This window comes from Nitrosomonas sp. (genome assembly GCF_020852615.1).
Lineage (GTDB): Bacteria > Pseudomonadota > Gammaproteobacteria > Burkholderiales > Nitrosomonadaceae > Nitrosomonas.
This window is the reverse complement of sequence record NZ_JADZAJ010000010.1, coordinates 40668-51189: the sequence shown is the minus strand read 5'-3', so window position 1 is coordinate 51189 and position 10522 is coordinate 40668. Positions and strand designations below refer to the sequence as shown.

11 protein-coding genes and 1 riboswitch are annotated in these 10522 nt (G+C 48.6%); of the genes, 4 read left to right on the top strand and 7 right to left on the bottom strand.

Translation table 11 applies throughout. The features are described 5' to 3' along the window. Positions 1-745 (bottom strand): adenosylhomocysteinase (locus tag IT527_RS01980; protein ID WP_292965812.1); only part of this gene is annotated, 745 nt, incomplete at its 3' end. Between the two features lie 15 nt (positions 746-760). Then, positions 761-838: riboswitch (S-adenosyl-L-homocysteine riboswitch) on the bottom strand. A 37-nt stretch (positions 839-875) separates the two neighbouring features. Then, on the bottom strand, positions 876-2039 hold the full coding sequence (gene metK, locus IT527_RS01975; protein WP_292965810.1) for a methionine adenosyltransferase: 1164 nt from the start codon (positions 2037-2039) through the stop codon (positions 876-878). 296 nt (positions 2040-2335) lie between these two features. Here metK and IT527_RS01970 point away from each other — a divergent pair, with 296 nt between their 5' ends. The 3 genes from IT527_RS01970 to IT527_RS01960 are packed head-to-tail and all read left to right on the top strand — an operon-like array spanning position 2336 to position 4860. After that, a complete protein-coding gene (locus tag IT527_RS01970; RefSeq protein WP_292965808.1) occupies positions 2336-3034 on the top strand; it encodes an SDR family oxidoreductase in 699 nt (232 codons plus the stop codon). A gap of 42 nt (positions 3035-3076) precedes the next feature. Beyond that, positions 3077-3553: a tRNA (adenosine(37)-N6)-threonylcarbamoyltransferase complex ATPase subunit type 1 TsaE gene (gene tsaE / locus IT527_RS01965; RefSeq protein WP_292965805.1), complete on the top strand. Its 477-nt coding sequence runs from the start codon at positions 3077-3079 to the stop codon at positions 3551-3553. Next, complete coding sequence (locus tag IT527_RS01960; RefSeq protein ID WP_292965802.1) at positions 3517-4860, top strand: N-acetylmuramoyl-L-alanine amidase; 1344 nt, start codon at positions 3517-3519, stop codon at positions 4858-4860. The genes tsaE and IT527_RS01960 overlap by 37 nt, the downstream gene beginning before the upstream one ends. A 13-nt stretch (positions 4861-4873) precedes the next feature. Here the strand turns inward: IT527_RS01960 and IT527_RS01955 are convergent, their stop codons facing one another. From IT527_RS01955 to aroQ, 5 genes are all read right to left on the bottom strand, one after another. Then, positions 4874-5617, bottom strand: coding sequence for a zinc-ribbon and DUF3426 domain-containing protein (locus IT527_RS01955; RefSeq protein WP_292965798.1), 744 nt, complete (start codon positions 5615-5617; stop codon positions 4874-4876). After that, positions 5617-6546: a 50S ribosomal protein L11 methyltransferase gene (gene prmA, locus IT527_RS01950; RefSeq protein WP_292965795.1), complete on the bottom strand. Its 930-nt coding sequence runs from the start codon at positions 6544-6546 to the stop codon at positions 5617-5619. Before prmA ends, IT527_RS01955 begins: the two co-directional genes overlap by 1 nt. 36 nt (positions 6547-6582) lie before the next feature. Beyond that, positions 6583-7941: an acetyl-CoA carboxylase biotin carboxylase subunit gene (gene accC, locus IT527_RS01945; protein ID WP_292965792.1), complete on the bottom strand. Its 1359-nt coding sequence runs from the start codon at positions 7939-7941 to the stop codon at positions 6583-6585. A 71-nt stretch (positions 7942-8012) separates the two neighbouring features. After that, positions 8013-8468, bottom strand: a complete 456-nt coding sequence (accB, locus tag IT527_RS01940) for an acetyl-CoA carboxylase biotin carboxyl carrier protein (RefSeq protein WP_292965789.1) — start codon at positions 8466-8468, stop codon at positions 8013-8015. 196 nt (positions 8469-8664) lie between these two features. Then, positions 8665-9102, bottom strand: a complete 438-nt coding sequence (aroQ, locus tag IT527_RS01935) for a type II 3-dehydroquinate dehydratase (RefSeq protein WP_292965786.1) — start codon at positions 9100-9102, stop codon at positions 8665-8667. Positions 9103-9268: 166 nt separating this feature from the next. Here aroQ and thiO point away from each other — a divergent pair, with 166 nt between their 5' ends. Further along, positions 9269-10408 (top strand): glycine oxidase ThiO, encoded by a 1140-nt coding sequence (gene thiO / locus IT527_RS01930; protein ID WP_292965784.1) that lies wholly within the window; start codon positions 9269-9271, stop codon positions 10406-10408. The last annotated feature ends 114 nt before the right edge of the window (positions 10409-10522 follow it).

Below are 10522 nucleotides of genomic sequence, written 5' to 3'. Positions count from 1 at the left end.
CCACCAGTGATTCGCGGCATCCATAGAGATTGTCGAATTTGGATTTGGTGACTGAATCATTGACATTGATTGCCGGAAACGGGAGTTCGCCTTTCTTTTCCATTTCGTACAGGCGATGGACACCGGTTGTCGTTTCTTCAGTCACACCGTGAATTGCAGCAAGATTGCGTGAATACCAGCCCGGATGGCTGGCAAGACGGTTGCGGATGGAAGCAAACAGGACCTGCTCTTCTTCATTGGTCGGATTGGCAATCACGGAAGGATCGCGCTCAGCCTTGCTGCCCAGAATCAGCAACAGGGTTGCATCCCCCCCATCATCCAGAATCATGTTGGCAGCATGAGAACCATCGCTGACCCATTCAAAAATCCGGTGAGCATAATCCCAGTACTCTTCCAGTGATTCCCCCTTGTAGGCGAATACCGGGATATTACGGGCGGCAATCGCTGCGGCAGCATGATCCTGAGTAGAGAAAATGTTGCAGGAAGCCCAGCGAACTTCTGCTCCCAGCGCCACCAGTGTTTCAATCAGTACAGCAGTCTGGATGGTCATGTGCAGAGAACCTGCAATCCGCGCACCTGCCAGCGGTTTCCTGCCGGCATATTGCTCGCGTAATGCCATCAGACCGGGCATTTCGGTTTCGGCAATGGCAATTTCCTTTCTTCCCCAGTCAGCCAGCGATAGATCAGCCACTTTGCAGTCGGTGAAAACAGGATTGCCCGCTATAGGGTTAATTGTTGCGCTCATAACATTCTCCACAAAAATGAAAGAGCGCCGTTGTTGAACTATCCATTGGTACGAGCCTCACGGAATCAACCGTTGCAGCGCCCCTCGGTACCAATGGAACTTTATTCACATTGAATGACAGTGAAAACGATCAGAAACCGGCATCTGCTTTAAGCTGTTCTGCCTTATCGGTATTTTCCCAGGTGAAACCGGGCTCTGCCCGGCCAAAATGACCATAAGCAGCTGTTTTGCCATAAATCGGGCGCAACAGATCCAGATCATGAATAATCGCCCGGGGCCGCAGATCAAAATTGCGGGCAACCAGTTCAGCAAGTTTTTCATCTGAAACTTTACCCGTACCGAAAGTTTCCACCATGAGTGAAACCGGTTTCGCCACCCCGATTGCGTAGGCCACCTGGACCTCACATTTACGTGCCAGACCGGCAGCCACAATATTTTTGGCAACATAACGCGCAGCATAAGCGGCTGAACGATCCACTTTGGAGGGATCCTTGCCGGAAAAAGCACCGCCACCATGATGGGCTGTGCCACCGTAGGTATCGACGATAATCTTGCGCCCGGTCAGCCCGCAGTCCCCCATGGGGCCACCCACCACGAAACGGCCGGTCGGATTGATCAGGTACTGAATATGATTGCTCAGCATTTCAGCCGGCAGAACGGGTTTAATGATCTCCTCAATAACACCTTCAACCAGTTCAGTACGGGAGACATCGGGAGAATGCTGAGTGGAAATAACGACAGTTTCGATATTTTTCGGGCTGCCATCCGCATAACGAACGGAAACCTGTGATTTGGCATCCGGACGCAACCATGGTAATTTGCCGCCTTTTCTCAGTCTGGCCTGCTGTTCAACCAGACGGTGTGCATAATAAATCGGCAACGGCATCAGTTGCGGCGTTTCGTCACAGGCATAGCCGAACATCAGCCCCTGGTCACCCGCCCCCTGATCCATTTCCTCTTCTTTGCTGCGATTCACACCCTGAGCAATATCAGGAGACTGTTTATTAAAAGCGGTCAATACCGCGCAAGTACTGGCATCAAAACCAATTTCAGAACTGGTATAGCCGATTTCACGCACGGTATCACGCGGGATAACATTGTAGTCAATCGTGGCATGAGTCGTGATCTCGCCGGATAAAACAATCAGCCCCGTACTGCACATGGTTTCACAGGCAACTCGCGCATGCGGGTCCTGATGCAGAATTGCATCGAGAATGGCATCCGATATCTGGTCGGCAACTTTGTCAGGATGACCTTCCGAGACAGATTCAGAAGTAAAAAGATAGTTACTCATTATTAGTTATTCGTTAGATTCAGATTGTGAGTGAGATAATGCTTACAGATAAATCGGCTCCGGGTTTGAGTCGGGAACCGATAACAACGGCAGGTCGTAACGGCAGATACAAAAATTACCTTAGTTCGCCTCTGCGCGAACTTTTGGATTATTCCAGAAATTCATATAAAAATCATTGCTCATTTGCCGGATACCCCTTAACCCATAAAATGCGAATGAAATAATCGGATATTTTTCAATTTGTAATTTATTTACCTGGTTAAAGTGAAACGATTCAGTTACTGATAAAGGTCATTATGAATACTGTTTTGATTACGGGCGCAAATCGGGGGATAGGCCTTGAATTTGCCAGACAATATGCTGCAGACGGCTGGCAGATAGTAGCCTGCTGCCGGCAGCCGCAACAGGCCATGGCGCTTAACCGGCTGGCTGAGCAGCACAAAGATCGGTTTTCTGTTTATCCGCTTGATGTGCGGAAGCTGTCTGAAATAGATCAGCTGTCGCAGAAACTGCATGATTTATCCATTGACATTCTGATCAACAATGCCGGAGTTTATCCCCCTGCACAAAACGGAGAATTCGGTCGTATCAGCTATGATGACTGGATAGAAGCCTTCAGGGTAAATACATGCGCTCCTCTCAAAATGGCAGAAGCCATGGTAAAACAGGTTGCACGCAGTAAATTGAAAGTTATTGCCACCCTCACCAGCAAAATGGGCAGTATCGGCGACAATCAGCGCGGTGGCAGTTATATCTACAGATCCAGCAAAACTGCCGTTAATATGGTGGTAAAGAGCCTGGCCATTGATCTGCAGCCACGTGGCATTATTACGGTGCTGCTGCACCCGGGCTGGGTACAGACTGACATGGGCGGGCGTGGTGCATTGATATCTGCAGAGCAAAGTGTTGCCGGTATGAGACGTATTCTGGATAAAATTACGCATGCAGATACAGGTAAGTTTTTTGCCTATGATGGCCAGCCTGTCCCCTGGTAGCTTTTCCATCAGCCGATCGGGAAAAATTTTATCGGACTCCGGATGCATTCACCTCATGTGGTAAAGCTGGATGATGAAGTAGCGACCCTGGCGCTTGGGGAGCAGCTTGCCACCCTGCTTCATCCCGGTTTGACTATTTTTTTATATGGCGATTTGGGGGCGGGCAAAACCACGCTGGCTCGCGGGATACTGAAGGGGTTGGGGCACCACGGCAAGGTCAGAAGCCCCACCTATAACCTGGTTGAAATCTATAAACTTTCTAGGTTATACTTGTATCACTTTGATTTTTATAGATTCAATAACCCTTTAGAGTGGGAAGAGGCGGGTTTCCGGGAATATTTCAACCAGGGTTCAGTTTGCCTGGTTGAATGGCCTGAAAAAGCAGAAGGTTTTTTGCACACAGCTGATCTGAAAATAAGGATCAGTTATTCTGGAACAGGAAGAATCGCTGAATTTAGAGCCGAAACGGAGGCTGGAGAACAATGCTTATCACACTGGAAAAAACGGGTATCCGTTTGAATCAACTTAGCGTCAGATCGTTAACATTTTTCTCATTTCTCATCATCACATTCTTCCTGCTGCTGGCTTCATATAAAACTGCAGTTGCTGATACGCAAATCACTGCAGCGCGCTATTGGGCTGACAAGGAATACACCCGGGTGGCAATGGAAGTAAGCAAGCCTGTTAAATATAAAATCAGCACGCTTGATGCTCCCAAAAGAATTGTCATGGATATTGAGGATGTGGCCCTATCTGGTGCACTGAATGATTTATCCGGCAAACTCAAATCGCAGGATCCCCTGGTTAAAGCACTCAAAATAGGTCGTTCTGCCCCGCAAACAACCCGGCTGGTTATCGAATTAAAAGCAGACGCCGTACCCAGGGCTTTTGTGCTTGCACCGGACAAACAATACGGGCACCGCCTGGTTCTGGATATTCACGCATCCCAATCAGCTGGCAAAGCTCAGGAAACAGAAAATTATGATCCGCTAATGGCGTTATTACGTAAGGAAACCAGGCCGGCAGCGATGTATTCCCCCCGACCGGTCGCTCAAAAACCAAATTCAAATCTCGTCATGACTGCGATCAATCGCAGCCCCGGGAGTAAACAGAATTTTGTGGTCGCAATCGATGCAGGACATGGTGGCAAAGATCCGGGAGCAGTGGGTCCACGAGGTACGATGGAAAAAGATATCACACTGTCTGTTGCCAAAAAACTTAAAGCCAGAATAGATAAGGAGCCTGGCATGCGCGCCGTTCTGATTCGTGACGGTGATTATTTTATTTCGCTGGCCGGACGGCGTATCAAGGCAAGACAGGCTAACGCTGATTTGTTTATATCTGTCCATGCTGACGCTGCACCGCGCAGAGAAGCGCATGGTGCCTCGGTTTATGCCTTGTCTGAACATGGCGCGACTTCAACTACGGCAAGCTGGCTCGCCAAAAAAGAGAATGAAGTTGACCTGCTCGGCGGCGTCAAGCTGGATGACAAGGATCGTTATCTGAAACAAACACTTATTGACCTGTCCTTAAATGCCACTATTGACGATAGCATCCGGCTGGGCAGCCATGTGCTGAATGAAATTGGGTCCATCAATCATCTGCATAAGAGAAACGTCGAACAGGCGGGGTTTGCTGTACTCAAATCTCCCGATATTCCGTCAATTCTGATAGAAACCGCATTTATCAGCAATCACTCTGAAGAAGCCAAACTCAATTCCGAGATCTATCAGAACAAACTGGTTGATGCAATATCATCCGGTCTTAAGCGCTATCACGGTGGGAAATCCTGGCAAACACGTGTGGATGTTGCTGATACCCGGTAAGCTGTATCCCGTGCTATGGGTAGATCAGTTCAAGTTTATAGCCCTCAGCGTTCACTCCACCTGTATTTAGAAAACATCTGGCCTGCACTTCACTCCCTCCGGCAAACACTGATTGCTCCACTGCAGAATCAAGATAGTCCTTTGCAGTAAACACCCGACTGGCAAGCAGTTTTTCTTCAGCATCAGTCAGTGTCAGCAGCAACGCTGGCAGTTCCTGTGGAAATGGTGCGTGATTACGGATGATTGCCGTTAACGTTACCACATCAGGATCTGTGGTGGAGCTGACACGTAAGTCGGATGATTCCAGACTCAGCAAATGAAGATGGCGCGGCATGTTGATTTCACATCGCATTAAATTGCAGTAATGATTTAATGCTGACTGAAGTGCAGGGAAGGCAATAAAAATTTCAGTACGGTAGGCATGAACAAACTGCCCTGACAGCAATACCAGCAACAAGGTATTGGATACCAGCCACCATCGGGAAAGCTTGTGTGCCGGAGGATTGGTATCAAAATGATCAGCGGGGAATACAGACGTGGCAGCCGGTAAAGCAGCAGCACTGCTATCGGGCTGTTCAAGGGATGTTGATACGGCTGCAGGTTGAATCACCATTTCCGGAACAGTAATCAAAGCTGCAAAACCATTGAAAATCTGCTTGCACTGCCCGCAGCGAACCTCTCCGTTATGCGTGTGCAGCTGGATTCCTGTCAGCCGAAAAACTGCGTGGCAGCCCGGGCATTGCGTCACCAGCGGCATTAAAAGCCACTCCTTTTTTTCCGGCCTGAAAGCAGCACCCAGTCCAGCTCTTTTTCAGCAACGCGCATATCACACCATTGACTGTAAACCCGCAGCACCTCATCAGCCTGGGATTCCAGTATTCCTGAAAGTACAACATGCCCGCCAGGCTGCAATGCCTGCATCAGAACAGGAGCCAGCATAATGAGGGGGTTGGCCAGAATATTGGCCACTACCAGGGTAACAGCGGCATTACCCGACCTTCCATTCTCCAGAGAAGACAATGATGTAGTAAATCGAAGTCTGCCAAGATCACAATCATTATTTCCGGCATTACTCAAGCTTGCGGTGATGGCGTTGGGATCGATATCAACTCCCGTGACTCGATCAGCCCCGAGCTTTAGTGCTGCTATCGCCAGAATTCCCGATCCACAGCCGTAATCAAGCACGCTGTCACCCGGTTGAAGAAACTTATCCAGCCAGGTCAGGCATAAACGGGTGGTCGGATGACTGCCTGTGCCAAAAGCCAGCCCCGGATCCAGTCTGAGATTGATTGCTGAAGAATCAGGCGGGGCATGCCAGGAGGGAACAATCCACAACCGTGACGAAATCTCAATCGGCTCAAACTGTGACTGGGTTAATCTGACCCAATCCTGCTCCATCACTTGTGCCAGCTGATATTCCGGTAATTCAGCCAGCCCGGTTATCTCAGCAACCTTCCGGATAAACTCATCTGTATTGGTATTTTCTTCCAGCAGCACAGTTACCTCGGCCAGCTGCCAGAACTGATCCGGGGGTGAATCCGGCTCGCCGAACAAAGGCTGCTCCCGGCTTGTCCCCTCTCCGGCATCATGCACATCCACTGATAAAGCGCCCTGCTCCAGTAAGCGGTCACTTACCCAGTCAACGTGATCTGATTCAATTCTAAAGGTTAAGGATAGCCAGGGCATGACCGAAGTGTACCGCTCAGGTTGCTCACTGCCTTATCAGCCCGATTTTTTGTTATGCAGCGAAAGTTTATTTTCGAGATAGTGAATAGAAACAGAATCAGACAGGAAATTACAATCCGCCAGCAGATCCAGATGTAGCGGAATATTGGTTTTTATGCCATCGATGATCATTTCCGTTAAAGCAATACGCATACGAGCCACAGCGAGATCACGATCATCACCATAAGCGATTACCTTGGCAATCATGGAATCATAATAAGGAGGCACACGGTAATTATGATAAATGTGTGAATCCACTCTGATCCCCGGCCCTCCGGGAGCATGATATTGCGTAATACGTCCGGCCGAAGGCGTTAATTTGTAAGGATCTTCCGCATTAATACGGCACTCTATAGCGTGCCCCTTGAATACGATATCTTTTTGCTGCAAAGACAGCTTTTCTCCCGCGGCCACGCGAATCTGTGCCTCAACCAGATCGATTCCGGTAATAGCCTCTGTCACCGGATGTTCGACCTGTAACCGGGTATTCATCTCGATAAAATAAAATTCATTATTCTCATACAGAAATTCGAAAGTCCCGACACCCCGGTAATTGATGCGTTTACACGCCTCCACACACCGCTCCCCGACTTCATCACGCAACTGAACAGGAATACCTCGAGCGGGTGCTTCTTCAAGAATTTTCTGATGGCGACGCTGCATGGAGCAATCACGCTCACCCAGATGAACGACATTGCCATATTCATCAGCCAACACCTGAAATTCAATATGGCGAGGATTTTCCAGGTATTTTTCCGCATAAACAACCGGATTACCAAATGCTGCCTGCGCCTCGTTACGTGTGGTAATCACAGCGTTTGAGAGCGCCGCTTCAGTATGCACAACGCGCATACCACGCCCTCCTCCTCCGCCAGCTGCCTTGATAATGACCGGATAACCTATCTCTTTAACAATTTCCTTAACTTCATCCAGAGATTCCGGCAATGCACCACCGGAACCCGGGACACAAGGTACGCCTGCCTGCAGCATGGCATTTTTGGCACTTACCTTGTCCCCCATTAACCGAATCGTATCCGGCCTGGGGCCAATAAAGAAAAAACCGCTTTTTTCAACTCTCTCGGCAAAATCAGCATTTTCAGACAGAAAACCATATCCCGGATGAATTGCTTCTGCATCGGTTACTTCTGCAGCACTGATAATGGCCGGTATGTTCAGATAGCTCTGTGCTGAAGCCGCAGGTCCGATACATACGGACTCATCGGCCAGTTTGACGTACTTGGCCTCGGCATCCGCTTCGGAATGTACAGCGACAGTTTTAATACCCATGGTACGACATGCCCGCTGGATGCGCAGTGCGATCTCGCCACGATTTGCGATCAATATTTTTTCAAACATAGAAATTGGATGCTGAAAGCCTGAGCTGGGTGGTTGCTTGAGAATTCAAGAAATTACTTCCCGGAAAATCATCATTCAATGACAAACAATGGCTCCCCATATTCAACCGGTTGACCATTTTCCGGCAAAATAGCTTTAACTTTGCCGTCACGATCCGCTTCGATTTCATTGAGTAATTTCATCGCCTCAATGATGCACAGCGTCTCACCAGATTTAACCTGCTGGCCGATCTCAACAAACGGTTTTGCTCCCGGAGCCGAGGCACGATAAAAAGTCCCGACCATGGGCGATTTAACAATATGCCCTGCCGGCAAACCGGGCGTATCCGGTGAATCAGTTTCAACCGCAGCATTAACAGCCGGCTCTGCAGGAACAGGAACCTGATACTGTGGTATTACTGCGGTTGTTTGTGTCAAAGCAATAGATTTACTGATTCGCACCTTTTCTTCACCCTCAGTTACCTCCAGCTCAGTAATGCTATATTCTTCAACTAATTCAATTAATTTTTTGAGTTTTCTCAAATCCATATTTTTCTCCGGGGAAAGATCCCGCGCATAAACACCTTAATCTATCTTCAGGAATTAAAACAAATCGATTTTTGATAAGTGCTGTAACTGATTAGTGAGCATATTTCAGCTTTCCGGCCGGTGTGTTTATTTGCTGATCAAGAAATCCAGCCGCAAATAAACCTGTTCTTACATATAGTATTCCCTTCTTTTTGCGCTAGTCCCGGCCAAGCGCAAATTGGAGTGCCAGCTCATACCCCGCAGCACCTAAACCACTGATAACCCCAACTGCAATATCCGAGAAATAAGAGGTACGGCGGAACTGTTCACGTGTATAGATATTGGAAAGGTGGATTTCTACAAATGGCAGGCTTGTCGCAGCCAAAGCATCTCGCAGTGCAACGCTGGTATGAGTCAATGCAGCCGGATTAATAATAATAAAGTCAGTACCATCATCCATGGCCGCCTGCACACGATCAATCAACTCGTGCTCAGCATTGCTTTGAAAGGTACTTAAGGTCACAGAAGCTGTCTGTGCCTTCAGGAGCAGATTCCTGTTAATATCTTCCAGCGTTACCCGCCCGTAAACAGTCGGCTCCCTTCTGCCCAGAAGATTCAGATTAGGACCATGTATTACCAGGATATTTACAGCCATGCCAACCGCTTTTCCGTGATGGTTAATTATGTCTTTTTCTCCTGATATTGTACAGTTTTTTGTGTATTTTCCCCGAAGTTACTGAAGTAACGATTATCTGAACAGGATACCCGGATGTGGATCCGGGAGCTGCACTCCGCCAAACACGCACATGAACACCAGCCGGATGACAAGAACAAGTGATTTCGTCGTAATTGGTGCTGGCATTATCGGCCTTTCCACCGCACTCCGATTACTGGAGGAAGGCGCTTCCGTCACTTTGCTTGATCGTGGAAAAATCGGATGCGAGGCTTCGTGGGCCGGTGGTGGTATTTTATCTCCCTTATACCCGTGGAATTATGTCACTCCAGTCATTCAGCTGGCCACATTCAGCATGTCACGCTACGCACGGTGGGTTGCAGTACTGGAAATGGCTACCGGCATTAACCCTGAATACCAGACAAGCGGGCTTGTCATCCTTCCCCCCTATGACCTGAATACGGCGGTCAGCTGGTGCTCTGCCCATGCAATAAAACTGAGACATCAACCGCTCTCGCTCATTAGCGGATTACCCGGCATTTACAATGACAGGCAGGAAAATACCCAGGTACTGTTTTTTCCTGAAATTGCTCAGGTTCGCAATCCGCGCCTGTTGCAAGCACTGTGTATACGAATCAGGCAGCTGGGGGGCAACATCATTGAGCACTGTGAAATCCGGAAACTGGATACACTCAAACATAAAATTCATACCGTTCACTCTGCACAAAGCGAATTCCATGCCGATCAGTATATTCTTTCAGCCGGTGCCTGGAGCAAACAAATCCTTGGGAAACACGCACTGAATCTCGATATAAAGCCCGTACGCGGACAAATGCTGTTATACAAACTACCCGAACAACTGCTCCACCACATTGTGCTGCAGCAGGATTTTTATCTTATTCCCCGATGCGACGGACATTTGCTGGCAGGCAGTACGGTTGAAGATACAGGGTTTAACAAACAGACCACACCAGAAGCCGGAAACATGCTGGCCAATCGGGCTGAAAAAATCCTGCCGCAACTGGAAAACAGGTTACCGCTGAAACATTGGGCGGGATTGAGACCGGCCACACCCGGCAATTTACCTGTCATTGGAGCGCACCCGTACCTCAGAAATCTTTATATCAACAGTGGGCATTTTCGCTATGGTGTAACAATGGCACCCGGCAGCGCAGAAATTTTACTGAATGAAATTCTAAAACGCCCGCAACCGTTCGATACCACGCCATATCAGCAGGGGTGGAATTTCTCCGGACAGTCGAATCCGGGAACCTCTGAGAAACGTTAGTGAGGCAGCCCGCACAAGGAAAAAAACAGAAAAAACGAAAAAAAGCAGGCGACGCAAGCAAAGTACGACGAACAGCTGTGAGGCTGGTTCGCAGGGCATACGAGATGAGATTGC

Bases quoted from the DNA above. Each gene is read 5' to 3' on its own strand.
- metK (WP_292965810.1), bottom strand. From the start codon at position 2,039: ATGAGTAACTATCTTTTTACTTCTGAATCTGTCTCGGAAGGTCATCCT.
- IT527_RS01970 (WP_292965808.1), top strand. From the start codon at position 2,336: ATGAATACTGTTTTGATTACGGGCGCAAATCGGGGGATAGGCCTTGAA.
- tsaE (WP_292965805.1), top strand. From the start codon at position 3,077: ATGCATTCACCTCATGTGGTAAAGCTGGATGATGAAGTAGCGACCCTG.
- IT527_RS01960 (WP_292965802.1), top strand. From the start codon at position 3,517: ATGCTTATCACACTGGAAAAAACGGGTATCCGTTTGAATCAACTTAGC.
- IT527_RS01955 (WP_292965798.1), bottom strand. From the start codon at position 5,617: ATGCCGCTGGTGACGCAATGCCCGGGCTGCCACGCAGTTTTTCGGCTG.
- prmA (WP_292965795.1), bottom strand. From the start codon at position 6,546: ATGCCCTGGCTATCCTTAACCTTTAGAATTGAATCAGATCACGTTGAC.
- accC (WP_292965792.1), bottom strand. From the start codon at position 7,941: ATGTTTGAAAAAATATTGATCGCAAATCGTGGCGAGATCGCACTGCGC.
- accB (WP_292965789.1), bottom strand. From the start codon at position 8,468: ATGGATTTGAGAAAACTCAAAAAATTAATTGAATTAGTTGAAGAATAT.
- aroQ (WP_292965786.1), bottom strand. From the start codon at position 9,102: ATGGCTGTAAATATCCTGGTAATACATGGTCCTAATCTGAATCTTCTG.
- thiO (WP_292965784.1), top strand. From the start codon at position 9,269: ATGACAAGAACAAGTGATTTCGTCGTAATTGGTGCTGGCATTATCGGC.